Raw genomic sequence first — 26,100 nt, 5'->3', positions numbered from 1 at the left:
CTTCGTCGTACGCGTCGGGGTCAGCGCTCCAGGAAGGAGAACAGCTCCTCCCACCGGTCGGTGATCTCGACGCTCGAGTACCGCTGCACATTGCGGAAGGCGGCGTCGCCGAGCCGGTCGCGCAGTTCGCGGCCGGCCATCAGCCGGTCCAACTGCGCGGCCAGCTCCATGGTGTTGCCGAGCCGGGCCAGCAGCCCGTCCTCTCCGTGCGTCACGATCTCCCGGACGCCCGGCGCGCAGTCGAAGGCGGCCACCGGCACACCCGCCGCCATGGCCTCCAGCAGGGTGATCGGGAACCCTTCGGCGCGCGAGGCCTGGGCGAAGACGGAGGCTCCGTTCAGCGCGCCCAGCACATCGCTGGTGCTGCCCATCCACTGCACGGAGTCCTCCAGGCCGAGCCCGGCGGCGTGCGCCCGCAGGGTCGCCTCCTCCAGGCCGGCCCCGTAGATCCGCAGGACCCAGTCGGGGTGGTGCGGGGAGGCGTCCGCCCACGCGTCGAGCAGCAGGTCCATGCCCTTCTCGAAGGCGAGGCGGCCGACGCTCGCCACGACCTTCTCGGTGCGCGGGGAGGGGACGGCGGGCATGAACGGCAGCGGGTTCGGCATGCTGGAGACGTTCTCCATGCCCGAGCGGATCCAGAGGTCCGCGTCCTCGGGGGTCAGCACGAGCATGCGGTCGACGTCCCGGTAGTACCGGCGGACCCGCTGGCCCCGGGTGGACTTGTTGCTGGCCTCGAAGGACTCGTGGCTCATGCCGATGACCGTGCAGCCCTTGGTGTCGGCGAGGGCCACCCACTCCATCGCCCAGACCTGGGTGACGATCACCACGGCTCCGGGGCGCGCCGCGCGCAGCAGCTCGCCCAGCCGGTCCGCCTTGGCCCGCATCTTCGCCCGGCGGGCCGCCTGGCGGCGGCGTTCGGGCGCGTTGAGCCGGCCCTTGATGCCGTGCAGCCTGCGGGCCGCCGGCGGGTGGGCTTCGTACAGCGTGGTCACGGCGTAGGGGAGGTCCGCCGGGAGCCGCTGGCGGATCTCCTCGGCGACGGGGGCGATGCCGATGACGTGGACCCGGTGCCCGCGGTCGGTGAACAGCCGGGCCATCTGGTGCGACCAGGTGGTCACGCCGCCGAGCTCGTCCACGCTGTTGGAGACGAGGAAGACGTCACGGCCGCCGACGGCTTCATCCCGGGCTTCCGGTGCTTCCGGGGCGGTGGAAGGCTGCTGGCTCACTTGCCGCTCCTGGTGAAGAACTTCTCGACGATCTGCCGGGCCGCGTCCCCGCGGTCGTACTCGCCGAACTCGGCGAGGAAACGCTGACGCGCCTCGGCGTACTTGGCATCCGCCTCGTCGAAGGCGGCGAGGGCCTGGAGCAGTTCGTCCGCGGTGGCGACGACCGGGCCCGGGGCCTTCTCCTTGAGGTCGAAGTACGTGCCGCGGATGTCGTTCGCGTACTTCTCGTAGTCGTACGCGAAGAACAGCATCGGCCGGTCCAGGACCGCGTAGTCGAACATCACGGACGAGTAGTCGGTGATCAGCCCGTCGGCGAGCGCCAGCAGCGGCGTGATGTCGTGGTGCCTGGACACGTCGATGACCCGGCCCGCCACCGACGACGGCAGCGTGACGCTGTTGAGGTAGTGGGTGCGCACCAGCAGCGTGAAGCGGTCGCCGAGCCGGTCGGCGAACTCCTCCACGTCGAAGGGGAACTCGAAGCCCTCGACCGCGCCGTCCGCGTTCGCCCGGAAGGTCGGCGCGTACAGCAGCACCTTCTTCTCCGGGTCGATCCCGAATTCCCCGGCCAGCGGCCCGCGGACCCGCTCACCGCTGTTCGCCTCGGAGCGGTGGGCCGCGACCAGGGCGTCGTTGCGCGGGTAGCCGGTGCGCAGCAGCACCTCGTCACGCAGCCGGAAGCCCTTGGCGAGGGTGCGGGCGTCGTGCTCGGAGCGGATCAGGAAGTGGTCGAAGCGGTCGACGGCCGCCTGGAAGCGGGCCTGGCCCGCACGGTCCTGCGCCTTGGTGCGGGGCTCGTGGAAGCCCATCCGCTTGAGCGCCGAGCCGTGCCAGGTCTGGATGTACGTGGTCCCGGGGCGCTTGGCCAGCGCCAGCGGGAAGCCCTGGTTGTCGATCCAGTACTCGGCCTGCGCCAGCGCCCGCAGGTAGGCCCAGCTCCAGCGCCGCACCAGGGTGGCCTCCTTGGGGAAGCCGGTGGGCTTGCCGCCCGCGTACGACCAGATCGCCTCGAACTGCACGCCGGAGCGCACCAGCTCCTCGTAGATCGCCTTCGGGCTGTCGCTGTACTGCTTGCCCATGTGGCTCTCGAAGACGACCGTGCCCTTCTTGACGGGCAGCTTCGAGAAGACCTCGTGGTAGACCTTCACCTTCTGCTCGCCCGAGCCGATGTTGCGGCGGGCCCGGAGGGCCCTGCGCAGGCCCCGCTTGACCACGCCGGCGGCCTTGCCGTGCATCGCGCTGTTGATCAGCGTCTGGGTGCGCACGGCGGCGGCGCCCTCGGCGGTCAGGACGTAGGAGAGGTTGCCCTTCTTGGTCATCTCCGGCTCGAAGCGGTCGGAGACCAGCCGGGTCAGCCTCGGACGCACGCGCAGCCGTGCCGCCTTCTCCAGGTCGACGCCGCCGACGGAGACGCGGGTGGTGAGCCGGTCGCCGCCCGCCGTCAACTTCAGGCGTACGTCCCAGACCGCGTCGATGATGCCGAGCGGGCGGACGGTGCTGCCGATGTCGGCCGTGGCCTTCCACTCGATCGTGTCACCGGCGTGGCGCACGGTTGCCACCGGGAAGCTGAAGGAACGGACGCCGATCTGCCGTCGGGCCCGGAACTCCAGCGAGGCCTTCAGCTCCGCTTCGGGGCGGATCCGGCCCAGCGGGTTCACGACGGCGCCCGAAAGGGTGACCGTGCCGCGGCCGTCGTCCTCGTACGCGGTGAGGCGGTTGCCCAGCGTGAGGGAGGTGAGCGGCACCCCGGCGTAGCCCTGGTCGGTGACGTCCAGTATCCGGCGGGCCTCGTCCGCGTCGGGGCCGTCGATGTGCCGGTCGCACCAGTAGACGCGGCCGTCGCGCTCGGCGAGGGGGGAGGTGAGCCGGCCCTGGTTGGTCATGGCGTCGGCGGCGGGCAGGAGGTTGTCCCAGTCCTCCTTGCCGAGCAGGTAGGCGCAGATGGCCTGGAGGTTGGTGACGTTGTCGTACGCGGCCGGGTCGATGCCGGCCAGGTAGCCGTTGGCGAGCCGGGCGAACTCCTGGCGGTAGGCGTCACCGAGCAGGGGTAGGTCCCGCAGGTGGAGCACCAGGTCGTGCTTGAGGAACTTGGCGTCCTTCGCGGACTTGATCTCCGCGTGCCCCTCGGCCGCCAGCAGTTCGTCGACGCGGCGGTGGATCTCCATCCGGTGGACGAAGTTCTCGATCTCGTGGCGCCGGTTGCTGATCGACTTCGCCGAGGCCTTCTCGATCACGTTCCAGTAGTAGACGTGGTTCGGGATGAGCGTGATGCGGCGGGCGGCTACGTAGGCCTGCGCGGAGAACAGCAGGTCCTCGTAGTGGATGCCGACCGGGAACTCCAGGCCCTGCTCCAGGAGGAACGCGCGCCGGTAGCACTTGTTCGTGGAGAGGGTGTCGTAGACCAGCAGGTCCGGGAACTGGGTGATGGACTCCAGCGTGCGGGTGCGCGCGTAGATCCACGGGTACCACTCGGTGGTCTTGCCCCAGCGGCTGTCGAGGTGGACCCGGACGCACATGCCCGAGACCAGGTCGGACCCGGTCCGCTCGGCGGCGTCCAGCATGTTGCGGCAGGCATTGCGTTCCAGCACGTCATCGCTGTCCAGGAACATGACGTAGGTGCCGGCGGCCTGCTGGATGCCGTGATTGCGCGGGGCGCCGCAGCCCCCGCTGTTCTCCGGCAGCCGGAAGGCGCGCACCCTCCCCGGATGCGCGGTTTCGAGCTCCTGGGCGACGGCGTAGGACCCGTCCTTGCTGCAGTCGTCGACGATCACGACTTCGACCCCGTGCAGGGTCTGGTCCAAAACCGACTGGACGGCTGCCGGGAGACGCTCTGCGTCGTTGTAGACGATGACGACCACGGAGACGTCAGGCACGTGCACCTCGATCCCTCTGTTTCATTCCGCTTATCCCGTCAAAGCTACCGTGTGCCGCACTCACCCCCGGCAGGGCAACCACCGGCGTGCATACTTCTAAGGAAGAGGTGAGTGGCAGGTCCGGTCGCCGTAAATCACCCGTTCGGACCGCAGGAAGTGTTCATGAAGCTGTCTGTAGTAGTCCCTTGCTACAACGAGGAAGCTGTCATCGACAGCTTCGACACGGAGATCCGCAAGGTCCTGGACGCCCTCCCCGTCGCGTACGAGGTCTGCTACGTCGACGACGGCAGCCGCGACGGAACCCTCGACAAGCTCCGCAAGATCGCCGCGCAGTACGCCGACCAGACCCGCTACGTCTCCTTCAGCCGGAACTTCGGCAAGGAGGCCGGCATGCTCGCGGGCCTGCGCGAGGCGACCGGCGACGCCGTGGTCATCATGGACGCGGACCTCCAGCACCCGCCCGAGCTCATCGCCACCATGCTCGACTACTACCGGCAGGGCCACGACCAGATCATCGCCCGCCGCACCCGCGAAGGGGACAAGAAGCTCCGCACGGCGCTGAGCCGCCTCTACTACCGGGGCATCAACCGCTGGGTGGACGTGGAGCTCACCGACGGCGTCGGTGACTTCCGGCTGCTGTCCCGACCGGCCGTGGACGCGCTGCTGTCGCTGCCCGAGTACAACCGCTTCTCCAAGGGCCTCTTCTCCTGGATCGGCTTCGACACGGTCCACTTCGACTACCGCAACGCGCAGCGCGAGGCCGGCGAGACGAAGTGGAAGTTCGGCGCCCTGCTGAACTACGGCATGGACGGGCTCATCTCCTTCAACAACCGGCCGCTGCGCATCGGCATCTGGGTGGGCGTGTCGCTGGTGGCCCTGACGGGGCTCTACGCCCTGTGGATCGCCGTCATGGCGATGACCAACGGGGTGGACTCCCCGGGGTACGTCACCCTCGTCGCGATCATCGCGGGCCTGGGCGGCGTACAGATGATCATGCTGGGCCTGATCGGCGAGTACATCGGCCGCATCTACTACGAGACCAAGCGCCGGCCCCACTTCCTGGTGAAGGAGGCCCACGGCGCCGACCGGACGGCCACGTCCACGGACGTCCGGGACGCCCTGGTGCCCGAGGCCCAGGCCGTGATCGCGGAGCGCAGCAACTGATGTCACGCACGAAGAGCGAGCAGCCGGCCACCGACCGGAAGGCACAGCTCGGCCAGATCATCCGGTTCGGCCTGGTGGGCGGGGTCAACACCGGAACCTTCTACGTCCTCTACCTGCTCCTGCACCCGTGGATGCCGTACTTCGCCGCCTACTCCCTCGCCTTCGTGCTGGCGATGGTCGGCTCGTTCTTCATGAACACCTACTTCACCTACCGGACCCGGCCGACCTGGAAGAAGTTCCTGCTCTTCCCGCTGACCAACATCACGAACTACGTGATCCAGTCCGCAGGCCTGTACGCCCTGGTGAGCTGGGCGGGCATGAACACCAAGATCGCGCCGCTGGTTGCGGCCGTCGTGGCCATCCCGTTCACCTTCGTCCTCTCCCGCAAGATCCTCATTCCCGGGACGGCCGGCGCGGCCGGGGAACCGGAGCAGACCCACAGCGCGTCCACGGTCTGAAACCGGAGGGCGGCCGCGCCCGGGCACCCCGTAGATTGGGCGGGCAGGTTCGCAGGTTCGTGTTCGGCGAGGGTCAAGGGTCAGGGGACAGAAGTGTCAGCGGCTAGGCAGGGTGTGCTCGACGCGCGCAGGATCGTGGTCAAGGTCGGCTCCTCCTCCCTGACCACGGCGGCCGGCGGACTCGACGCCGACCGGGTGGACGCGCTGGTCGACGTACTGGCCAAGGCGCGCAGCGGCGGCGAGAAGGAGATCGTCCTGGTCTCCAGCGGAGCCATCGCCGCCGGACTCTCCCCGCTCGGCCTGCGCCGCCGCCCCACCGACCTGGCCCGCCAGCAGGCCGCCGCGAGCGTCGGCCAGGGCCTGCTCGTCGCCCGCTACACGGCCTCCTTCGCCCGGTACGGCGTACGCGTCGGCCAGGTGCTCCTGACCACCGACGACACCAGTCGGCGCGCGCACTACCGCAACGCCTACCGGACCCTGGACCAGCTCCTGGCCATGGGGGCGCTGCCCGTCGTCAACGAGAACGACACCGTCGCCACCGACGAGATCCGCTTCGGCGACAACGACCGCCTCGCCGCGCTCGTGGCCCACCTGGTCCGCGCCGACCTCCTCGTCCTGCTCTCGGACGTGGACGGCCTCTACGACGGGGACCCGGCCCAGCCCGGCACCAGCCGCATCGACGAGGTGCGCGGCCCCGCGGACATCGCCCACGTCACCATCGGCAGCGTCGGCAAGGCGGGCGTCGGCACCGGCGGCATGGCCACCAAGGTCGAGGCGGCGCGCATCGCCGCGGCGGCCGGCATCCCGGTGGTCCTGACCTCGGCCAGCCAGGCCGCGGACGCTCTGGCCGGGCGGGCGACCGGCACCTTCTTCCACTCCACCGGACGCCGCTCGACGGACCGGCTGCTCTGGCTCCAGCACGCGTCGGCCCCGCAGGGACACCTCGTCCTGGACGAGGGAGCCGTCCGCGCGGTGACCGAACGCGGCAGCTCGCTGCTGCCCGCCGGGATCGCCGCGGTCGAGGGCGACTTCGTCGCCGGGGACCCCGTGGAACTGCGCGCGGCCGACGGCCGGGCGGTGGCGCGCGGCCTCGTCAACTTCGACGCCAAGGAGCTCCCGCAGCTCCTCGGCCGCTCCACGCGCGAGCTCGCGCGGGAACTCGGACCCGAGTACGAGCGGGAGGTCGTCCACCGCGACGATCTGGTCCTGCTGCAGGGCTGAGGTTCGGTAAAACCGCCGCGCGGTGAGCCGAGGACTGGTCAACTGTGAGGGGCGGACACGCGTAGCGCAGACAAGGAGGCGGCTGGTGAGACGAGCGCTGACCAGCGTCGGCACCGGGGACGGTGACGTCGGCGGGAGCGGGGAGGACCAGGATGCCTCCCGTCTGTGGCACATCACCCTGAGCGTCTCCGGGAAGCCCGCGCCGCTGTGCGACGTACGCCGCGGGCTGGAGCAGCTCGCCCATGACCACCCCTTCCTGCTGACCAGCCGCTACGCCGACGACCACGCGGAGATCCGCTACTGGGAGGAAGCCCGCGACCTCCACGACGCGGCGGCCGTGGCCCTGCGGCTCTGGGGGGAACACCGGTCCTCGGCGAAGCTCCCGCCCTGGGAGATCGTCGGCCTGGAAGTCATCGACCGCGCGACCTACCACCAACGCGTCGCCGAAGGCTACGGCCCACCCCCGGCCCACCCCATGGGCGTGCACCCCTATTAACGCGGCACTCGCACCACTCGGCCCTGGCGGGCCTCCTGGGCTTCGCGCCGCTGCGCCGGACTCCGTCCGGCGGTGGCCGGGCGGTGCTGCCGCCACTGCCGTCCCGGCGCGGGGTCGGTGGGCGGGTGCGGCTGGGCTGCCCTGCGGGGCCGAGTCCCCTACCCGCCCTTCGCCCGTTCCCCGGGCTCTGCCCGGACCCGGTCCTCAAACGCCGGACGGGCTGAATACATCCAGCCCCGCCGGCGTTTGAGGCGCGGGGTCTGGGGAGGAGCCCCAGGGGGTCCGGGCACAGCCCGGTACCCCTCCTCAGCCCGTCCGGCGTTTGAGGACCGGGGTCCGGGCGGAGCCCGGGGAACGGTGGAAGGGCGGGTAGGGGACCTTGCCCCGCAGGGCCGGCTCACCCGCACCCGCCCACCGGGCCTCGCGCCAGGACGGCGGTGGCGAGCACCCCGCCCGACCATCGCCGGACGGAGTCCGGTGCAGCGGGCCGAGGCCCGGGAAGCGCGCTAGCGCTGAGCGGTGCGAGGGACGCGTCAGGAGGCGGGGGCGTCTCGGGGGGTGGAACCCCATCGGGGCCGGGCCTGGCGGGGATTACCCTGGCGGCATGACCTCGCTCGATGCCACGACCTCGCCCGTGATCGCCACCGCGCAAGCGGCCCGGACCGCCGCCGCGGCCATCGCCCCCCTCCCGCGGTCCGCCAAGGACAAGGCCCTGCTGGCCATCGCGGACGCGCTGGAAGCCCGTACGGCCGAGATCGTCGAGGCCAACGCCGTCGACACGGCGAAGGCCGCCGCCGCCGGCACCAGCGAGACCGTCATCGACCGCCTCACCCTCACCCCCGACCGCATCGCGGCCATCGCCTCCGACGTCCGTGACGTCGCGGCCCTGCCTGACCCCGTCGGCGAGGTCGTCCGCGGCTCCACCCTCCCCAACGGCATCGACCTCCGCCAGATCCGGGTCCCGCTCGGCGTCGTCGGCATCATCTACGAGGCCCGCCCCAACGTCACCGTCGACGCCGCCGCCCTCTGCCTGAAGTCGGGCAACGCCGTCCTCCTGCGCGGCTCCTCCTCGGCCTACGCCTCCAACACCGCCCTCGTCGGCATCCTGCGCGACGCCGTCGCGTCGGCCGGCCTCCCCGCCGACGCCATCCAGCTCGTACCGGGCGAGTCCCGCGACTCCGTCCGCGAGCTGATGCGCGCCCGCGGCCTCGTCGACGTCCTCATCCCGCGCGGCGGCGCCTCGCTCATCAAGACCGTCGTCGAGGAATCCATCGTCCCGGTCATCGAGACCGGTACCGGCAACTGCCACGTCTACGTGGACGCCCAGGCCGACCTCGCCATGGCTGTGGACATCCTCGTCAACTCCAAGGCTCAGCGCCCCTCCGTCTGCAACTCCGCGGAGACCCTGCTGGTCCACCGGGACATCGCCGACGCCTTCCTCCCGCTGGCGCTGGACGCCCTCGCCGACGCCGGGGTGACCGTCCACGGCGACGAGCGCGTGCTCGCGTACGCGGAGGGCTCCAAGGTCACCGCCCTGCCCGCCACCGACGAGGACTGGGCCGCCGAGTACCTCTCGTACGACATCGCCGCCGGTGTCGTGGACTCCCTCGACGAGGCCGTCGCCCACATCCGGCGCTGGACCTCCGGCCACACCGAGGCGATCGTCACCACCTCGCAGGCCGCCGCCCGCCTCTTCACCCAGCTGGTCGACTCGACCACGGTTGCCGTGAATGCCTCCACCCGGTTCACGGACGGTGGCCAGTTCGGCTTCGGCGCGGAGATCGGCATCTCCACCCAGAAGCTGCACGCCCGGGGCCCGATGGGGCTTCCCGAGCTCACCTCGACCAAGTACATCGTCACCGGCGACGGTCACGTACGGTAGTCACTCCTTGAACGCGGTGTGGCCGGATTTCGGCCTACACCCTGCCCAAAGGTGTCTCTCAGGTCTACGCTGGTCTCGTGCCGGACGACGTGGGGGGCAAACCGTTCCCGGACGACGGGGAGCCCGACGACGACCGCGGAGGCGCGGACAAGGACTTCGCCTCCGTGGTGTTCGACGAGGACTTCGTCCGGAACGCCGAGATCCGTGAACCGAGCGCCGCAGAGCGCCAGCGGGCCGGCGACCGGGCGCGCGCCGAGGCGGCCGAGGCCGCCCGCGCCGCCTTCGCCGGCGGCTGGACGGGCGACGAGGACTACGACGCGTACGCCTACGGCGGCGCCGACGGGTACCACTCCGACGACTCCGGCTGGGAGCACGGCCACGGAGCCGGCTCCGCGGAAGGCCCGTACGGCGCCTACGGCGGCAGTCTGCGCCCCTACCGGGGCCGCTCGCCGTGGCTGCGTCCCGTCGCCTGGGTGCTCGCCTTCGTGATGGGCCTCGGCATGATCGCGCTCGCCTTCAGCGCCGTCTACCGCAGCGCGGCGAGCGACGCGGAACAGGCTCCGGCCCCCGCCAGCACCCCAATGGCTGAAGTCGCCGGTGCCGGAGCGTTTATGGACCGCGTCGGCCGCCAACCCTGAAGGTACGACCCCGCTCCCCATCGCCGGAGCGGGGGCTTCTCTGGAGCGGGGACAGCGGGGAGAAGCGATGGCCATGCCAGGAGATCCGCCCAACGGCACCCCCGAGGGTGCCGGCGGGGCCGATGACGAGTTCCGGTCCGACGAGTACCGGTCGGTGGTGTTCGACGAGGACTTCGTCCGGGCTGCCCGGCTCCAGGAGTTCTCCGCGCAGGAGCGCATGGGCGAGCACGCCCGCGCCGTACGGAGCCGCTCGATCTGGTCGAGCGGCGGAGGCCATCCGGGACCCCGGGGCGGCTCCGGGGGCGGGGCGGCCCGGCAGGGCCGGATCATCGTGCTGTGCATCGCCCTGGCGCTCGCCGGCGCCGTCTACATGGGGCTGCGCAATCCTTACGTGCCGCCCGCCGGGGACCCGGCCGAGGCGATGAGCAGCACCGTCGTCCCGCTCGCGCCCTCCGAGCCCGTGCCGGGCGGCCGGCCCGCGGATCTGTACGCGGACGGTCCGGCGGCCCAGTACCGCGTGGGGGCCGCCGGGATCACCTTTCCCGCCGTGCGCCGTACCCGCCACTTCAGCGAGGAGCAGGTCCAAACCGCGCTGACCATCGCCAAGGACTACCTGGTGCAGTCCTCGCTGGACCCCGACGTCCTGTCCGGCGAGGCCTCCCGGCCGGTGCGCGTCCTGCTCGACCCCGACCAGTTGACGCAGTTCGACCAGAGCATGCTCGCCCCGGCCGGGAACGGGCGGCACGCCATCACCGGCTGGCTGGTCCGCTTCGACCGGGCGACCGCCGTGGTGGCCGACACCCGGGTCCGGGTCAGCGGGGTCCTCACCGCCGCGGAGGCCGCCCCGAACGCGCTGGAGGTGACCTCCGACCACACCTTCGTCTACGCCGTGCGCCCGGCCACCGGCCAGCCGGCCGCGGCGGACGGGGCCTCGCTCTTCACCGTCCGCCGGGAGCTGCGGCTGCGCTTCGACCGCGACGACCTCACGGCCCGGCGGGCGGAGCTCGTCTCGGCCTACGTGATGGCGGGCCCGCAGGACTGCTCCGCCGACCCGGCCGGAGGCTTCCGCCCGCTGACGGCCGGGGCCGGGCCGACCACCACCGGCCCGGCCCCGACCGACCCGTACGCCAGCGGCAGTCCGCGCCGTACGGCCGGGCTGTGCGGGGTCCTCGCGCCGACGGCCACGCCGGAGGCGGCGGAGCCGCCGCGGTCGCAGTCCCCGGCGTCCCCGGCCGCCCCGGAGCAGGGCGTCAGCCCTGCTCCGTAGTCCCGCCCTTGCCGGTGTCCTTGCCGGTGCCCCGGTCCTCGCCGCTTCCGCCGGCGCCCGTGGCGCCGCCCGTGGCACCCATACCCGAAAACCTGTCCCGCAGCTTGCCGCCCAGGTCCGCCGTACCGCCGGCGATGTCGCCGACCAGCTTCATCAGCGGGTCCTTGCTCGTGCGCACCGTGTCGGCGTAGTGCGCGGCGGACTGCCGGAAGGAGTCGGTCACCGAGGTGTCCTTGTCGTCCTCGCGCCGCGGGTAGTGGCCGTCCATGATCCGCTGGTGGTCCCGGCTCTGCGACCACTTCTTCAGCTCGGACGCCCGCACCGTGGTGAAGGGGTGCGTCCGGGGCAGCACGTTGAGGATCTTCAGGACGGAGTCGCGCAGATCGCCGCTCTTCTCGTACTCCTCGGCCTGGGCGAGGAACGCGTCGACATTCATCTCGTGGAGGTGGTTGCCGCCCGCGAGCTTCATCAGCCCGCGCATCGAGGCGTGCACGTCCTGCCCCACCAGCAGGCCCGCCCGGTCCGCGGACAGCTCCGACTTGCGGAACCACTCGCGCAGCGCCGTCACGAGCCCCATGATCGCCACATTGCCCAGCGGGATCCACGCGATCTTGAGCGCCAGGGTCGTCAGGAACAGCAGGATCGTGCGGTACACGGCGTGCCCCGACAGCGCGTGGCCCACCTCGTGGCCCACCACCGCCCGCATCTCCTCCTCGTCGAGGAGCTCGACGAGGCCCGTGGTGACCACGATGATCGGCTCGTCCAGCCCGATGCACATGGCATTGGGCTTCGGGTCCTGCTGGACGTACATCTGCGGGACCTTCTCCAGGTCCAGGATGTAACAGGCGTCCAGGAGCATCGCGTGCAGGTGCGGGAACTGCGTCTCGCCCACCCGGACGGAGTCCGACAGGAAGAGCAGTCGCAGACTGCGCTCGGGCAGCAGCCCGCTCAGCGTTTTGAAGACCGTGTCGAAGCCGGTCAGTTTGCGCAGGGCCACGAGCGCGGACCGGTCCGCCGGATGCTCGTACGCCCGTGAGGAAATACCGGGGAACCTCTTGCGGTCCCGCGCCGGTGCCTTTTCGAATCCTGTCCCCGTCATAGCGCCCTCCCCGTTGATGTGTGCGGCTGGCCGCCCGTCTATCCTCTCCAACGCCTGAGTCGGCGTGAGCGTGCCCCAGGCCCCCGCATACGATGTGAGCGAAGTCTCCACCCGCTCCCCGACCCGATAGGTACCTGCCTGATGAGCCTCGCCTCCACCGCCCACAACCTGGTCGTCCTCGCCTCCGAGGGAGCCGAGAAGCACGGCGGCAACCACGACAGCCTGAACCCGTACCTGACCGGTGGCGCCGCCTTCTTCATCCTCATGCTGATGCTGTGGGTCACCACGCGCCTGAACCGGGACCGCTGAACCCCAGAGCGCCCAGTCCGTCGAGTACGTCGCGTACGTGCCCGTAGGCGGGTCCCTGCCGCGCCACCGGGCCAGTAGGCTCTGCGCTCATGGGAGAGCAGGAAATGCCTACCGGCCCGGTCAAGCGCAGGCTCGGCGTGATGGGCGGGACATTCGACCCGATCCACCACGGACACCTGGTGGCCGCCAGTGAGGTGGCCGCGCTGTTCCACCTCGACGAGGTGATGTTCGTACCGACCGGCGAGCCGTGGCAGAAGTCGCAGCGGGCCGTGTCGTCCGCCGAGGACCGGTATCTGATGACGGTCATCGCGACCGCCTCGAACCCGCAGTTCTCGGTGAGCCGCATCGACATCGACCGCGGCGGCCCCACTTACACGATCGATACCCTGAGGGACCTGAGCGCCCTCAACGGCGACGCCGACCTCTTCTTCATCACCGGCGCCGACGCCCTCGCACAGATCCTGACCTGGCGGAACGCCGAGGAGCTCTTCGCCCTCGCGCACTTCATCGGCGTCACCCGGCCGGGCCACGTGCTCACCGACGACGGCCTGCCCGAGGGGGGCGTCTCCCTCGTTGAGGTTCCGGCGCTGGCGATTTCGTCCACGGACTGCCGTGCCCGCGTGGCCAAGGGGGATCCTGTCTGGTACCTCGTGCCCGACGGCGTGGTCCGCTACATCGACAAGCGTGAGCTGTACCGGGGAGCCTGAGCTTCCGGAGAGAGGGGCCCCGCGGTGAACGACCGACACGAGCCGTACGACCCGTATGCCGGCCAGGAGCAGCAGCTCGTCGGCTACGACGCGTACGGGCGGCCGGTGTACGGCCAGGTGCCCGCGCAGCCCGCCCAGGAGCCCGCGCCCCCCTACGGCCAGCAGCAGTACGAGCAGGGCTACGGCTACGACTACCAGGGGTACGGCCGGCAGCAGTCCCAGCAGCAGCCCCCGCAGTACTTCCCGCCGCAGCAGTATCCGCAGGCCTCCCAGGCCCCGCAGTACGGGTACGACACCCAGGGCATCCCGCAGTACGACACCCAGGCCACCCAGCAGTGGATCCCGCAGCAGGCCGCCCCCGAGGCCCCGGCGCAGGCGCCCGTGCGGGCCCCCGCGCCCGAGCCGGAGTTCCGTCCCGCCGCCGCGCAGGTCCCGGAGCCCCGACGGGCCGACGGGCCGGGCGGGCAGGGGCCCTCGTACCAGACCGAGCAGTTCGCCTTCATCGACCAGCCGGACGAGGACTCCGAGGACGTCATCGACTGGCTCGCCTTCACCGAGAGCCGGACCGAGCGCCGCGAGGAGGCCCGCCGGCGCGGCCGCAACCGGGTGGTGGCGCTGATCGTCGTCCTGGCCCTCTTCGTGGTCGCGGGCCTCGGCTACCTCTGGTACGCGGGCAAGCTGCCGTTCCTGGAGGGCCCCGGCGGGGCGTCGAACGGCGCGGCCGCCACGGGGCCGCAGAAGCGCGACATGATCGTCGTGCACGTGCACAACACCAAGAAGGGCGGCACGTCCACGGCGCTGCTCGTCGACAACGTGACCACCAAGCAGGGCGCCACCGTCATGGTGCCGAACACGCTGAACGTCACCAAGGACGACGGCACCACGGCCGCGCTGGGCAAGGCCGTCGAGGACGGCGGTCTGGGCGTACGGGAATCCCTCGACTCGGTCTTCGGCACCCGCATCGGCGGCACCTGGCGGCTGGACACCCCCTTCCTGGAAAACTTCGTGGAGCTGGTCGGCGGCATCGAGGTCGACACCGACGTGGCCGTCCCGGCGGACGACGCGGCGAAGGTGCCCGCCGTCGGCCAGGGCCCGAAGCAGAGCCTGAGCGGTGCGATGGCCGTCGCGTACGCCACGTACCAGGCGCAGGGCGAGCCGGAGGCCAAGCAGCTCGACCGGCTCGGCAAGGTCCTGCTGGGCCTGCTGCGCAAGGTGCCCGGCGATCCGAAGTCGGCGGCGATGACCGTGGAGACCACCGGGCAGATCCTGGACCCGGCGCTGAACGCGCAGACGCTGGGCGCGCTGCTGGCCAAGCTCGGCGAGCACGCCAAGGTGGGCGCGTACCGCACCGACGTGCTCGGGGTGAAGCCGGACGGCGGCCTCACGGACGAGGCGAACAAGAAGGTGGTCAAGGAGGTCCTCGGCGGCTCCGTCACGGAGGCCCAGCCCGGGGCGCTGCCGAGGGTCGGTCTGAAGGACGCCACCGGCGACGACAAGACGAACACGGCGGCGAAGGCGGCCCTGCTCAACGGCGGCTACACGCTGGTGGACGGCGGCAAGGCCGACAAGACCGCGCCCGCCTCGCAGATCACGTACCAGGACGACGCGCAGCGGGACAAGGCGATCGAGGTGGCCAAGACGCTGGGACTGCCCGAGACGGCCGTGAAGAAGGCCGAGAACGCGGTGAACGCGGACGTCGTGGTGACGCTGGGCAAGGATTACAAACCGTCCTGACCCCTTCCGAGGCCTACTGCGGCCTGCTCCGGCGGCGCCCTTCGGGCGCGGCTCCGCCCGCGCGGCACGCTGCGCGCGGGCGGTGTCGGCGGTACATGAGACCCTTGTAAGGATCTGCCCGCCAACCCGAAAGCATGGCCAGTGACCGCCACGGACCGCTCCATCGAGCTCATCACCGCCGCCGCCCAGGCCGCGGCCGACCGGCTCGCGCACGACATCATCGCGTACGACGTCAGCGACGTGCTGTCGATCACCGACGCCTTCCTGCTCGCTTCGGCCCCCAACGACCGCCAGGTCAAGTCGATCGTCGACGAGATCGAGGAGAAGCTCCAGAAGGAGCTGGGCGCCAAGCCGGTGCGCCGCGAAGGCGACCGCGACGCGCGCTGGATCCTGCTCGACTACATCGACATCGTCGTCCACGTGCAGCACAGCGAGGAGCGCGTCTTCTACGCGCTGGAGCGCCTGTGGAAGGACTGCCCCGAGATCGACCTCCCCGAGGACGCCAAGCTCACCAAGGGCAAGGCCGAGGAGCATGCCGCCCTGCGCGCCGCGCAGGGTGACGACGAACTGGACGGTGATCTGTTCTGAGCACGGCGAACGACGGTACGACCGCGACCAGCAACGACCGGACCATCCGCAAGATCGTCCTGTGGCGGCACGGCCAGACCTCGTGGAACCTGGAGCGCCGCTTCCAGGGCTCCACGGACATCGCGCTGACCGAGGCCGGTGTGGCGCAGGCGCGCCGTGCCGCCCGGCTGCTCGCCTCGCTGAAGCCCGACGCCATCGTCGCCTCGGACCTGCGGCGCGCCGCCGCCACGGCCGCCGAGCTGGCGGCCGTCACGGGTCTGGCGGTGAAGCACGACGAGGCGTTGCGCGAGACGTACGCCGGCGAATGGCAGGGCCTCACGCACGACGAGATCCTCGGCAAGTACGGCGACCAGTACGCGGCGTGGAAGCGCGGCGAGGCGGTCCGCCGCGGTGGCGGCGAGCTGGAGACCGAGGTCGCCGACCGGGCCGCGCCGGTGGTGCTGGGACACGCCGACCGGCTGCCCCCCGGCGGCACGCTCGTGGTGGTCAGCCACGGCGGCACCATCCGTACGACGATCGGCCGTCTGCTGGGCCTGGACTCGTACTACTGGGAGGGCCTGGGCGGGCTCTCCAACTGCTGCTGGTCCGTCCTCGGCGAGGGCGCGCGCGGCTGGCGGCTGATGGAACACAACGCCGGCACGCTGCCCGAACCGGTGCTCGGCGACGACGACTGAGCCCACCTCGGAGCGGCTCCCACCCGGATTTCACTTTCCGGCTGGTCACAGGCTAGAGTTCTTCTTGTTCGCAGCGCAGAACACCGGAAACGGGGGGAGCGTCGCGGAGAGCGGGGCTATAGCTCAGTTGGTAGAGCGCCTGCATGGCATGCAGGAGGTCTGGAGTTCAATTCTCCATAGCTCCACAATCAAGATCCCGTCCCCAACAGGGGGCGGGATCTTTGCTTTTGTCCACAGCTGCCCGAGCGAGCACCGGCATGGCAGAATCGGACCGCCGGAGGGGGACGACGACGGCCCGACGCGGGAGGGAGTCGCTGACGGATGGGTGCACACCGGCGGCGGTGCGACTGGTGCAACAACGGCACGCCGATCGTGCGGGACATGGAGCCGGTCAACCCCGACTACCAGTACTGGTGCGAGGAATGCGCGCGGGCGCTGATCATAAAAGGCGACCCGATCGAGACGTACCGCGAGCTGGAGGGCGAACCGATCTACGGGCGGCTGCTCGACGAGCACTGCACGCTGAAGCGCTTCTACCAGTTCGCGCGGGCGTGACGCGGAGACATGTAACGAATCGCCACCAAACGGACATGGCCCGGGGCCTGCGGAAACCGATTTTTGGACCAGGGCCATCACCGTGTAATGTTTGGGATGTCGCCAAGGGGGACCGGAAACGGGCCACGAAGCGGCAGGCAAGACAAGGGGCTATAGCTCAGTTGGTAGAGCGCCTGCATGGCATGCAGGAGGTCTGGAGTTCAATTCTCCATAGCTCCACAGTGAAGAAGCGGGCCACCCCGCACGGGTGGCCCGCTTCTCGTTGTGCGTCCACCGGCCGGAAGGGCAGAGCGTCCCTGGGGGCCGCTGCGGTACCCTGACGCCATGCGTGCCGTACGCCTTCTGCTTACCGAGCCGCGCTGAACAGTTCCGACCCCACGAAGCGGTCGGCCCCGGCGCGGCGCCCCCTCCTGTGCGAGGGGTTTTTTCGTTTGGGCAGCAGAGACGGCAGAGACGATCGATGGAGCTTCAGGAATCATGAGCGAGACGAACACCCCGGCCCCCGAGGTGGCCGAGGCGCACCGTTACACGGCTGCCATGGCCGCCGACATCGAGGCACGCTGGCAGGACGTATGGGACGCGCAGGGCACGTACGAGGCCCCGAACCCGACCGGTGACCTGGCCGGAGACCCCGTGGTCGCGGCGCGGCCCAAGAAGTTCATCATGGACATGTTCCCGTACCCCTCGGGTGCGGGCCTGCACGTCGGCCACCCGCTCGGGTACATCGCCACCGACGTCTTCGCCCGCCACCAGCGGATGACCGGCCACAACGTCCTGCACACCCTGGGCTTCGACGCCTTCGGCCTGCCGGCCGAGCAGTACGCCGTGCAGACCGGCACGCACCCGCGCGTGTCGACCGAGGCGAACATCGAGAACATGAAGGTCCAGCTGCGCCGGCTGGGTCTGGGCCACGACAAGCGCCGGTCGTTCGCGACGATCGACCCGGACTACTACAAGTGGACCCAGTGGATCTTCCTGCAGATCTACAACTCCTGGTACGACGCGGACGCCGCGAAGGCCCGCCCCATCGCCGAGCTGGTCGCCGCCTTCGAGAACGGCTCCCGTGAGCTGCCGGGCGGAGCCTCCTGGGCCGCGCTGAGCGCGGGCGAGCGGGCCGACGTACTGAACGAGTACCGGCTGGCGTACGCCTCGGACGCGCCCGTCAACTGGTGCCCCGGGCTGGGCACCGTACTGGCCAACGAGGAGGTCACCGCCGACAACCGGTCCGAGCGCGGCAACTTCCCCGTCTTCAAGTCCAAGCTGAGCCAGTGGAACATGCGGATCACGGCCTACGCCGACCGCCTGATCGACGACCTGGACGCGCTGGACTGGCCCGAGGCCATCAAGCTGCAGCAGCGCAACTGGATCGGCCGCAGCGAGGGCGCGCGCGTCGACTTCGCGGTCGGCGACGGCGACGCCATCACCGTCTTCACCACCCGGCCCGACACGCTGTTCGGCGCCACCTACATGGTGCTGGCGCCCGAGCACGAGCTGGTCGCGAAGATCGTCCCGGCCGAGTGGCCCGAGGGCACCCACCAGCTGTGGACCGGCGGCAACGCGACCCCCGGCGAGGCCGTGGACTCGTACCGCAAGCAGGCCGCCGCGAAGTCGGACGTCGAGCGGCAGGCCGAAGCCAAGGACAAGACCGGTGTCTTCACCGGCGCGTTCGCGGTCAACCCCGTCAGCGGCGACCAGGTCCCGGTCTTCATCGCCGACTACGTGCTGATGGGCTACGGGACCGGCGCGATCATGGCCGTCCCGGCGCACGACAGCCGTGACTTCGAGTTCGCGCGCGCCTTCGAGCTGCCGATGCGCTGCGTCGTCCGGCCCACGGACGACCGCGACGCCGACCCGCTGGAGTGGGAGGACGCCTTCTCCTCGTACGACGGCACCATCGTCAACTCGACGGGCGAGGGCGTCTCGCTGGACGGTCTGGGCGTGGTCGAGGCCAAGGCCGCGATCACCGACTGGCTGGCCGAGCGCGGCATCGGCGAGGGGACTGTCAACTTCCGGCTGCGCGACTGGCTGTTCAGCCGCCAGCGCTACTGGGGCGAGCCCTTCCCGATCGTCTACGACGAGGACGGCGTCGCCTACCCGCTGCCCGAGTCGATGCTGCCGCTGGAGCTGCCGGAGGTCGAGGACTACTCGCCGCGCACCTTCGAGCCGGACGACGCGACCTCCAAGCCGGAGACCCCGCTGTCCCGCAACGAGGCGTGGGTCAACGTCGAGCTGGACCTGGGCGACGGGCGCGGGGTGCGCCCGTTCCGGCGCGAGACCAACACCATGCCGAACTGGGCCGGCTCCTGTTGGTACGAGCTGCGCTACCTGGACCCGAACAACTCCGAGGCGCTGGTCGACCCGGCGATCGAGCAGTACTGGATGGGGCCGCGCGAGGGCCAGCCGCACGGCGGTGTCGACCTGTACGTGGGCGGCGCCGAGCACGCGGTGCTGCACCTGCTGTACGCGCGCTTCTGGTCCAAGGTGCTGTTCGACCTGGGGCACGTCTCCTCGGTGGAGCCGTTCCACAAGCTGTTCAACCAGGGCATGATCCAGGCGTACGCGTACACCGACTCGCGCGGTGTGTACGTCCCGGCGGCCGAGGTCGAGGAGCGGGACGGCGGCTACTTCTACCAGGGCGAGCCGGTCAAGCGTGAGCACGGCAAGATGGGCAAGTCCCTGAAGAACGCCGTCACGCCGGACGAGATCTGCGAGGAGTACGGCGCGGACACCCTGCGCCTGTACGAGATGGCGATGGGCCCGCTGGACGTCTCGCGCCCCTGGGACACCCGGGCCGTGGTCGGCCAGTACCGGCTGCTGCAGCGCCTGTGGCGCAACGTGGTGGACGAGGAGACGGGCGCCGTCACGGTCGTCGACGCGGAGCCGGACGAGGCCACCCTGCGCGCGCTGCACAAGGCGATCGACGGGGTCGGCGGCGACATGGCCGGCCTGCGCTTCAACACCGCCATCGCGAAGATCACCGAGCTGAACAACGCCCTGACGAAGGCGGGCCGGCCGCTGGAGCGCTCGGTCGCGGAGCGGCTGGTGCTGCTGGTGGCCCCGCTGGCGCCGCACATCGCGGAGGAGCTGTGGCAGCGGCTGGGCCACGGCGAGTCGGTCGTCCACCAGGACTTCCCGGTCGCGGACCCGGCGTACGTCGTGGACGAGAGCGTCACGTGCGTCGTCCAGATCAAGGGCAAGGTCAAGGCCCGTCTGGAGGTGTCTCCGGCGATCTCCGACGCCGAGCTGGAGCAGCTGGCGCTGGGCGACGAGGCGGTCGTGGCGGCGCTGGGCGGGGCGGAGATCCGCAAGGTGATCGTGCGCGCGCCGAAGCTGGTGAACATCGTCGTCTGACGTCTCCGTCTGACGCGAGTAGGGGTAATCCCGTACGGGCAGGTTGGGGGTTCGATTGGAACCCGCGGCCTGCCCGTGGCGTTTACGGTGGAAGGGACGTAAACGGCTGGGGAAGGGACCCTCATGGAGGCGGCTTTTATCATCGTGGCCCTGGTGCTGCTGTTCGCCTTTCTGGGGCTCGGTGTCTACGTGACGACGAAGGTGGTCAAGGCTGCCGCGCGCGGCGTGGACCGGACCATCACCCAGGCCCGCCGCACCGTGGAGGACACCACCCTGAAGGCCCGCAGCTTCGGCCAGGTCGGTGTCGCGGGCGCGCTGGCCACGCTGCGGCTGGACCTGCGGAACTCGATGCGGGCGACGCAGCAGGCGCTGCACGACGGGGTCCAGACGGACGCCTCGCTGAAGGAATCGATCGGACTGTTCGAGCGGCTGAGCGTGCACGGGCACGAACTCGACGACGAGCTGAGGCGCCTGGAGGCCGAGCCCGACCGCCAGCGCATCGCGGCGGTCCTGCCGGACCTGCGGGAGCGCACGGCGCAGATCACGCAGGCGGCGGACTCGCTGCGGTGGGCGGCGCGCGACCGGGCCCGGCGCTTCGCGGAGGAAGACCTGTCGCACCTGTCGGCCCAGATCGACGTCGAGTCGGGCGCCCTGCGGGACTGGTCCAGCGCACCGGCCGACGACCTCTCCCAGCCGACTCCCACGTGGACCACCCCCCAGCCCGCCGCCCTCTCGGAACCCGCCCCGACCCCCGAGTACCCCTGGCAGAAGACCCGCCGCCCGGAAACGACGACCTGAGCCGGGCGGAGTCCACCCTCGCGGAGCGCGGGGGCTTCGGGCGGTCTGGTGTTCGCCGTGCCGGGTCCGGGCGGAGTCCGGGTGCCTTCCGTCGGTCCGGTGCTTGGGGACCTGGGTCTGGGGCGGAGCCCCAGGAGCTTTCAGCCGGTCCGGCGTTTGAGGACCGGGTCCGGGCGGAGCCCGGGGAACGGTGGAAGGGCGGGTAGGGGACCCAGCCCCGCAGGGCCGAGCATCCGCCGCCGCAGCCGGCCGACCCCTGGGCGGCAGCCCGCCCGCGGACTGGCCGCAGCCGGGCGGGGCCGGGGCGGCAGCCCGGGTTACAGGCCGGGCGGGGCCGGGGCGGCACCTTGGGTTGCAGGCCGACCGGGGCCCGGCCGGAGCCAAGACGGAGCCCGGCTACGGAATACCCTGGAGCCGCGGCCGGAGGCACACCGGCAGACCCGGGCTGCCGGAACACCCCCACTGCCGGTAACCTCCGCCTCATGTCCCGCCATGTCGCGATCGTCACGGATTCCACGGCCTACCTGCCCCAACCGGCCATGGCGCGGCACGGAATCATCTCCGTCCCGCTGACCGTGGTCCTCGGCGACGAGGCCCTGGAAGAGGGCACCGAGATCTCGGCCAGGAGCCTCGCCCTGGCCCTGCAGAAGCGCCGCTCGGTCACCACGTCCCGCCCCAGCCCCGAGGACTTCGTCCGGGCCTACCGGGCGGCCGTGGAGGCCGGCGCGACCGGAATCGTCAGCCTGCACCTGTCTGCCGAGTTCTCCGGCACCTACGACGCGGCCGTGCTCGCCGCGAAGACCGCTTCGGTGCCCGTCCGCGTCGTCGACACCGGCATGGTCGCCATGGCCCTGGGTTTCTGCGCCCTGGCCGCGGCGGAGGTGTCCGAGGCCGGGGGTTCCCTCGACGAAGCCGTCGCCGCCGCCGAGAAGCGGGCCGCAGGCATGTCCGCGTACTTCTACGTGGACACCCTCGACTACCTCCGCCGCGGCGGCCGCATCGGGGCCGCGCAGGCCCTCCTCGGCTCCGCGCTCGCGGTCAAACCGCTGCTGACGCTGGACGGCGGGCGGATCGAGATGCTGGAGAAGGTGCGTACGGCCTCGAAGGCCATAGCCCGCCTGGAGGAGCTGGCCGTCGAGCGGGCCGGGTCCGGCCCCGTCGACGTGGCCGTGCACCACCTCGCGGCCCCGGAACGCGCGGAGAAGCTGGCGCAGAGGCTCCGAGAGCGGATCCCCGGGCTCGTCGAGCTGCACGTCAGCGAGGTCGGCGCGGTGATCGGCGCACACACCGGGCCGGGGTTGCTCGCGGCGGTCGTCTCTCCGCGCTGATCACCGGATCGTGTGAGGGAGATATCCACAACGGCCCGGCCATCCACCGGAATTGAAGCTTCCGAACGCGTGTCACGGCACGGCCCTACCGTCGTGCCATGACTCTTCGTACGCGCACGTCAGGTCCCGCCGGCGCCACCAGTGGCCCCGGCCGTCCCCGCCTCTCCGACAGCCGTCTTCGCCATCGCCGTGGACAGCGCCCCGGCCGCCCCGATCCCGAGGTGGTGCGGCGTCGGGCCGAGGCTCTGCTCGGGCCGGGCCGCCCACCGGGCGCTCCGCCGCCGGGCGGTGCCACCCCGGCCGAGCCCGCACTGCCGGGGGACCGCTCCGTCGGGGCGGTGGCCGAGCCCGAGGCGGCGACCCGGCCGGATCCGCTGGTCAGGCCCGAGCCGGAGGGCTGGGCCGAGGCACCTGCCCGGGGCGACGTACAGGCCGGAGCCGAGGCACCTGCCCGGGGCGGGGCGGCTCCAGCCGAGGGCGGGGAGGTGCCGGGCGGGGCCTTACGGTGGCTCGCCGTACGGGAGCGGCTGCCCTTGTGGCTGCAAACCCGTTGTGGGGTTGAGCCGCGCACGGTGGCCGCCGTCTCGGTGGTGCTGGTGGTCGCGGTCGGGTTCGCCGCACAGCAGTACGGGGCGGCCCGGCCCCGGCCGGTGACCGCACCAGCCGTGGTGGCACCCGCGGTGGCGGCCGCGCTGCCGGCTCCGACCGTGGCGCGGGCGGGCCCCGGCACCGCTCCGATCCTGGTGGACGTCAGCGGCAAGGTCCGTGACCCCGGGGTGCGCAAGCTGCCTCCCGGCTCGCGCGTGGAGGACGCCTTGGCCGCCGCCGGGGGCGTGCGGCCCGGGGCGGACACCACCGGGCTGAACCGGGCCCGCGTCCTGATGGACGGCGAGCAGGTGCTGGTGGGCGCTCCGGCCCCGCCGCCGATGGCGGGCAGGGGAGGTCCCGCCTCCGGACCGCTGAGCCTCGGTACGGCCACGGCCGAGCAATTGGACGGCCTGCCGGGGGTGGGCCCGGTCCTCGCGCAGCACATCGTGGACTTCCGTACGGCGCGCGGGGGCTTCCGCTCGGTGGAGGAGCTCCGGCAGGTCAACGGCATCGGCGAGCGCCGGTTCGCGGATCTGCGCGAGCTGGTGCGGCCATGAGCCGGGACGCCGGAACGGGGCAGGGTTCGGCCGGGCCGGGTCCACGTGAGCGGGTTCCGACGGATCTGGGTCGGAGCGGGCGGGAGCAGGCTGCGCCGGATCCGGCTGGGCAGGGTCCGGTCGGGTGGGGGGTCGGGGATGTCGGGCCGGTGGATTTGCGGCTGGTGGGGCCGGCTCTCGCGTTGTGGGGGGCGGCCGCCGTAGCGCTCGGGGCGCCCGTGGGCCGGAGTGCCGTGGCGGCCGGGCTCGGGGCGGGTGCGGCCGGGCTGCTGATGCTGGTCGGCCGCAGACGCTCCGCGCCGGTCCGGACGGCCGTGGCGGCGGTCCTGTTGTGCGCGGCCGCCGGGGCCGGGGTGGCGGGGCTCCAGCGGGCCGAGGCGCGGGCCGGGCCGGTTCCGGAGCTGGCCCGGGACCATGCCCGGGTGCTGGCGGATCTCACCGTGGGCTCCGATCCGCGGACGGCCCGGACCGGGAGCGGGCCGCCGGTGGTGGTGCTCGACGCGGTGGTGACCCGGGTGACCGGGCCCGACGGGGCCGAGACCCGGGTGTCGACCCCGGTGCGGGTACTGGCGGGGCATCCGGGGTGGGCCCGGTTGCAGCCCTCGACCCGGGTCGAGGTGGCGGCCCGGCTGGCCCCGGCGCGGAGCGGGGAGCGGGACGTCGCCCTGCTCCGTCCGGCCGGGGACGCCCCACCACGGGTGACCGGCGGCCCGGACACCGCGCAGCGGATCGCCGGGCGGTTGCGGGCCGGGCTGCGCGAGGTCACCGACGGGCTGGCCCCGGACGCCCGGGCCCTGCTGCCCGGGCTGGTGGTCGGGGACACCTCCCGGGTGGAGCCCGACCTGCACGATGCGTTCCGCGCCACCGATCTGCTGCACCTGCTGGCCGTCTCCGGCTCCAACCTGACCGTGGTGCTCTTCCTGCTCATCGGGGCCCCGGCCCGCGCGCAGCAGGCCGAGCGGGGCGGGCTGGCGCCGCGCCTGGGGCTCTCGTTGCGGGCGACCGCCCTGTGCGGGGTGGCGCTGACCCTGGCCTTCGTGGTGGTGTGCCGGCCGGAGCCCAGCGTGCTGCGGGCGGCGGCCTGCGGCTCCGTCACCCTGCTGGCCATCGCCACGGGGCGGCGCAGATCCCTGATCCCGGCGCTGGCCGCCGCCGTCCTGCTGCTGGTGCTCTACGACCCGTGGCTTGCCCGGAGCTACGGCTTCCTCCTCTCCGTCCTGGCCACCGGGGCACTGCTGACGCTGGCTCCCCGGTGGAGCGAGGCCCTGGTGCGGCGCGGGATGCGGCCCCGCCTGGCCGAGGCGCTGGCCGCCGCGGCGGCGGCCCAGGCGGTGTGCGCACCGGTCGTCGCGGTGCTGTCGGCCCGGGTGAGCCTGGTGGCGGTGCCCTGCAACCTCCTGGCCCAGCTCGCGGCGGGACCCGCGACGGTCCTGGGGTTCGCCGCGCTGGCGGCGGCCCCGGTGTGCCGGCCGGTGGCCGAGGTGCTCGCCTGGTGCGCGGGCGTGCCCGCCGGGTGGATCGCCGCCGTGGCCCGGGGCGGGGCGCGGCTGCCCGGGGCGGAGCTGGGCTGGCCCGGCGGGGTGGGCGGAGGGTTGCTGCTCGCCGCGGCCACCTTGGCGGCGGTGCTGCTCGGCCGGCGGTTCCGGCGTGGGCGATGGCTCGCCTCCGCCCTGGCCGTGGTGCTGCTCCTCGCCGTACTGAGGCCGCCACTGGTCACTCGTACGGTCAAGGGCTGGCCGCCGCCCGACTGGATCTACGCCCAGTGCGCCGTGGGCCAGGGGGACGCCGCGGTACTCGCGGTCGGCCCGGGTACGGCCGTGGTGGTGGATGCGGGCCCCGAGCCGGGGCCGGTGGATGCCTGTCTGAGGGAGCTGGGTGTGAGCCGGGTGCCGCTGATCCTGCTGACGCACTTCCACGCCGACCACGTGGGCGGGTTGACGGGGGTGCTCAGGGGCCGCTCGGTCGGTGTGGTGCAAGTCACCGGGCTGGAGGAACCGCCGGGGCAGGCCGCGTTCGTGCGGCGGACGGCGGCGGCCGCCGGGGTTCCCGTCGTCCACGCGGTGGAGGGGGAGCGGCGCCGGGCCGGGCCGCTCGAGTGGCAGGTGCTGTGGCCACCGGCCGGGGACGCTCCGCCCGAGGGCCCCAATGACGCGAGCGTGGCCCTGCTGGTGCGCGGCGCGGGCCTGACCCTGCTCCTGCTGGGCGACCTCGAACCGGGCTCCCAGCAGGCCTTGCTGAGGAACCATCCGGAACTGGGGCCGGTCGACGTCCTCAAGGTCGCCCACCACGGCAGCGCCCATCAGGATCCCGGACTGTACGAGCGGATCCGGCCACGCCTCGCGATCGTCCCCGTGGGCGCCGGGAACAGGTACGGGCACCCCGCGGCGGGTACGCTCGCCCGGCTGCGGGGGCTGGGCGCGGCCGTACTGCGCACGGACGAGGACGGCTCGGTGGCCGTCACCGGCAGCGGTCCGGGGCTGCGGGCGTTCCCGGCCATTCGGCGACGGGCCCGGCACGGGCATACCAGGAGTGACCACTCCGTTTGCCCACAACCCGACAGCATGATCGAATGCGTTTTCGCCAGAGCGGT

Annotated in this window: 20 protein-coding genes, 2 tRNA genes and 1 pseudogene; 20 read left to right on the top strand and 3 right to left on the bottom strand. The window is 72.0% G+C overall.

Annotated features, from left to right (window positions below; translation table 11 throughout):
• Positions 1–20 precede the first annotated feature (20 nt).
• Both AC061S_RS20585 and AC061S_RS20580 read right to left on the bottom strand, forming a co-directional pair.
• Positions 21–1,226, bottom strand: coding sequence for a glycosyltransferase (locus AC061S_RS20585; RefSeq protein ID WP_478687419.1), 1,206 nt, complete (start codon positions 1,224–1,226; stop codon positions 21–23).
• Positions 1,223–4,102: a bifunctional glycosyltransferase/CDP-glycerol:glycerophosphate glycerophosphotransferase gene (locus tag AC061S_RS20580; protein WP_478687418.1), complete on the bottom strand. Its 2,880-nt coding sequence runs from the start codon at positions 4,100–4,102 to the stop codon at positions 1,223–1,225. Before AC061S_RS20580 ends, AC061S_RS20585 begins: the two co-directional genes overlap by 4 nt.
• Before the next feature lie 156 nt (positions 4,103–4,258).
• Here AC061S_RS20580 and AC061S_RS20575 point away from each other — a divergent pair, with 156 nt between their 5' ends.
• The 7 genes from AC061S_RS20575 to AC061S_RS20545 all read left to right on the top strand — a co-directional run bounded on the left by AC061S_RS20575 (position 4,259) and on the right by AC061S_RS20545 (position 11,222).
• Entirely contained in the window at positions 4,259–5,260 is a 1,002-nt protein-coding gene (locus AC061S_RS20575) for a glycosyltransferase family 2 protein (RefSeq protein ID WP_478687417.1), read from the top strand.
• A complete protein-coding gene (locus tag AC061S_RS20570) occupies positions 5,260–5,718 on the top strand; it encodes a GtrA family protein (RefSeq protein ID WP_478687416.1) in 459 nt (152 codons plus the stop codon). The genes AC061S_RS20575 and AC061S_RS20570 overlap by 1 nt, the downstream gene beginning before the upstream one ends.
• 93 nt (positions 5,719–5,811) lie before the next feature.
• Entirely contained in the window at positions 5,812–6,939 is a 1,128-nt protein-coding gene (proB, locus tag AC061S_RS20565) for a glutamate 5-kinase (RefSeq protein ID WP_478687415.1), read from the top strand.
• Between the two features lie 97 nt (positions 6,940–7,036).
• Positions 7,037–7,435 (top strand): hypothetical protein, encoded by a 399-nt coding sequence (locus tag AC061S_RS20560; protein ID WP_478687450.1) that lies wholly within the window; start codon positions 7,037–7,039, stop codon positions 7,433–7,435.
• A gap of 604 nt (positions 7,436–8,039) precedes the next feature.
• Positions 8,040–9,317, top strand: coding sequence for a glutamate-5-semialdehyde dehydrogenase (locus AC061S_RS20555; RefSeq protein WP_478687414.1), 1,278 nt, complete (start codon positions 8,040–8,042; stop codon positions 9,315–9,317).
• A gap of 77 nt (positions 9,318–9,394) precedes the next feature.
• Positions 9,395–9,955 carry an SCO2584 family spore wall biosynthesis protein gene (locus tag AC061S_RS20550; protein ID WP_478687413.1) on the top strand — a complete coding sequence of 187 codons (561 nt, stop codon included), beginning with the start codon at positions 9,395–9,397 and terminating at the stop codon, positions 9,953–9,955.
• A gap of 67 nt (positions 9,956–10,022) precedes the next feature.
• Positions 10,023–11,222, top strand: a complete 1,200-nt coding sequence (locus tag AC061S_RS20545) for an SCO2583 family membrane protein (protein WP_478687412.1) — start codon at positions 10,023–10,025, stop codon at positions 11,220–11,222.
• On the opposite strand, the gene AC061S_RS20540 is transcribed toward AC061S_RS20545, so the two are convergent.
• Positions 11,206–12,321: a M48 family metallopeptidase gene (locus AC061S_RS20540; RefSeq protein ID WP_478687411.1), complete on the bottom strand. Its 1,116-nt coding sequence runs from the start codon at positions 12,319–12,321 to the stop codon at positions 11,206–11,208. The two genes, AC061S_RS20545 and AC061S_RS20540, sit on opposite strands and share 17 nt — an antisense overlap.
• A 141-nt stretch (positions 12,322–12,462) precedes the next feature.
• Here AC061S_RS20540 and AC061S_RS20535 point away from each other — a divergent pair, with 141 nt between their 5' ends.
• From AC061S_RS20535 to AC061S_RS20475, 13 genes and pseudogenes are all read left to right on the top strand, one after another.
• Positions 12,463–12,630 carry a hypothetical protein gene (locus tag AC061S_RS20535; protein WP_385379292.1) on the top strand — a complete coding sequence of 56 codons (168 nt, stop codon included), beginning with the start codon at positions 12,463–12,465 and terminating at the stop codon, positions 12,628–12,630.
• Positions 12,631–12,719: 89 nt separating this feature from the next.
• Complete coding sequence (nadD, locus tag AC061S_RS20530; protein WP_478687410.1) at positions 12,720–13,337, top strand: nicotinate-nucleotide adenylyltransferase; 618 nt, start codon at positions 12,720–12,722, stop codon at positions 13,335–13,337.
• Positions 13,338–13,361: 24 nt separating this feature from the next.
• Positions 13,362–15,071, top strand: coding sequence for an LCP family protein (locus AC061S_RS20525; protein WP_478687409.1), 1,710 nt, complete (start codon positions 13,362–13,364; stop codon positions 15,069–15,071).
• Positions 15,072–15,212: 141 nt separating this feature from the next.
• Positions 15,213–15,659: a ribosome silencing factor gene (gene rsfS, locus AC061S_RS20520; RefSeq protein ID WP_384657615.1), complete on the top strand. Its 447-nt coding sequence runs from the start codon at positions 15,213–15,215 to the stop codon at positions 15,657–15,659.
• Entirely contained in the window at positions 15,656–16,333 is a 678-nt protein-coding gene (locus tag AC061S_RS20515; protein WP_478687449.1) for a histidine phosphatase family protein, read from the top strand. Before rsfS ends, AC061S_RS20515 begins: the two co-directional genes overlap by 4 nt.
• A gap of 112 nt (positions 16,334–16,445) precedes the next feature.
• Positions 16,446–16,518 (top strand) — tRNA-Ala (locus AC061S_RS20510).
• A gap of 136 nt (positions 16,519–16,654) precedes the next feature.
• A complete protein-coding gene (locus tag AC061S_RS20505; RefSeq protein WP_007264019.1) occupies positions 16,655–16,888 on the top strand; it encodes a hypothetical protein in 234 nt (77 codons plus the stop codon).
• Between the two features lie 146 nt (positions 16,889–17,034).
• Positions 17,035–17,107, top strand: a tRNA-Ala gene (locus tag AC061S_RS20500).
• Between the two features lie 258 nt (positions 17,108–17,365).
• Positions 17,366–20,239 (top strand): leucine--tRNA ligase, encoded by a 2,874-nt coding sequence (gene leuS / locus AC061S_RS20495; protein WP_478687408.1) that lies wholly within the window; start codon positions 17,366–17,368, stop codon positions 20,237–20,239.
• A 123-nt stretch (positions 20,240–20,362) separates the two neighbouring features.
• A complete protein-coding gene (locus tag AC061S_RS20490) occupies positions 20,363–21,037 on the top strand; it encodes a hypothetical protein (RefSeq protein ID WP_478687407.1) in 675 nt (224 codons plus the stop codon).
• Between the two features lie 482 nt (positions 21,038–21,519).
• Positions 21,520–22,365 (top strand): DegV family protein, encoded by an 846-nt coding sequence (locus AC061S_RS20485; RefSeq protein ID WP_478687406.1) that lies wholly within the window; start codon positions 21,520–21,522, stop codon positions 22,363–22,365.
• A 98-nt stretch (positions 22,366–22,463) separates the two neighbouring features.
• Positions 22,464–23,510, top strand: coding sequence for a ComEA family DNA-binding protein (locus AC061S_RS20480; protein WP_478687405.1), 1,047 nt, complete (start codon positions 22,464–22,466; stop codon positions 23,508–23,510).
• A 272-nt stretch (positions 23,511–23,782) separates the two neighbouring features.
• A pseudogene (locus tag AC061S_RS20475) lies at positions 23,783–25,996 on the top strand (ComEC/Rec2 family competence protein); the annotation flags it as partial.
• Between the last annotated feature and the right edge of the window lie 104 nt (positions 25,997–26,100).

Source organism: Streptomyces sp. CA189, assembly GCF_056428985.1.
The sequence above is the reverse complement of the archived record's forward strand: the minus strand, read 5'-3'. Positions and strand labels throughout refer to the sequence as shown.

Excerpts from the sequence above, each read along its gene's own strand:
- AC061S_RS20570 (WP_478687416.1), top strand. The coding sequence starts at position 5,260 with ATGTCACGCACGAAGAGCGAGCAGCCGGCCACCGACCGGAAGGCACAG.
- AC061S_RS20490 (WP_478687407.1), top strand. The coding sequence starts at position 20,363 with ATGGAGGCGGCTTTTATCATCGTGGCCCTGGTGCTGCTGTTCGCCTTT.
- AC061S_RS20555 (WP_478687414.1), top strand. The coding sequence starts at position 8,040 with ATGACCTCGCTCGATGCCACGACCTCGCCCGTGATCGCCACCGCGCAA.
- AC061S_RS20485 (WP_478687406.1), top strand. The coding sequence starts at position 21,520 with ATGTCCCGCCATGTCGCGATCGTCACGGATTCCACGGCCTACCTGCCC.
- AC061S_RS20545 (WP_478687412.1), top strand. The coding sequence starts at position 10,023 with ATGGCCATGCCAGGAGATCCGCCCAACGGCACCCCCGAGGGTGCCGGC.
- AC061S_RS20540 (WP_478687411.1), bottom strand. The coding sequence starts at position 12,321 with ATGACGGGGACAGGATTCGAAAAGGCACCGGCGCGGGACCGCAAGAGG.
- leuS (WP_478687408.1), top strand. The coding sequence starts at position 17,366 with ATGAGCGAGACGAACACCCCGGCCCCCGAGGTGGCCGAGGCGCACCGT.
- AC061S_RS20535 (WP_385379292.1), top strand. The coding sequence starts at position 12,463 with ATGAGCCTCGCCTCCACCGCCCACAACCTGGTCGTCCTCGCCTCCGAG.
- AC061S_RS20480 (WP_478687405.1), top strand. The coding sequence starts at position 22,464 with ATGACTCTTCGTACGCGCACGTCAGGTCCCGCCGGCGCCACCAGTGGC.
- AC061S_RS20505 (WP_007264019.1), top strand. The coding sequence starts at position 16,655 with ATGGGTGCACACCGGCGGCGGTGCGACTGGTGCAACAACGGCACGCCG.
- AC061S_RS20575 (WP_478687417.1), top strand. The coding sequence starts at position 4,259 with ATGAAGCTGTCTGTAGTAGTCCCTTGCTACAACGAGGAAGCTGTCATC.
- nadD (WP_478687410.1), top strand. The coding sequence starts at position 12,720 with ATGGGAGAGCAGGAAATGCCTACCGGCCCGGTCAAGCGCAGGCTCGGC.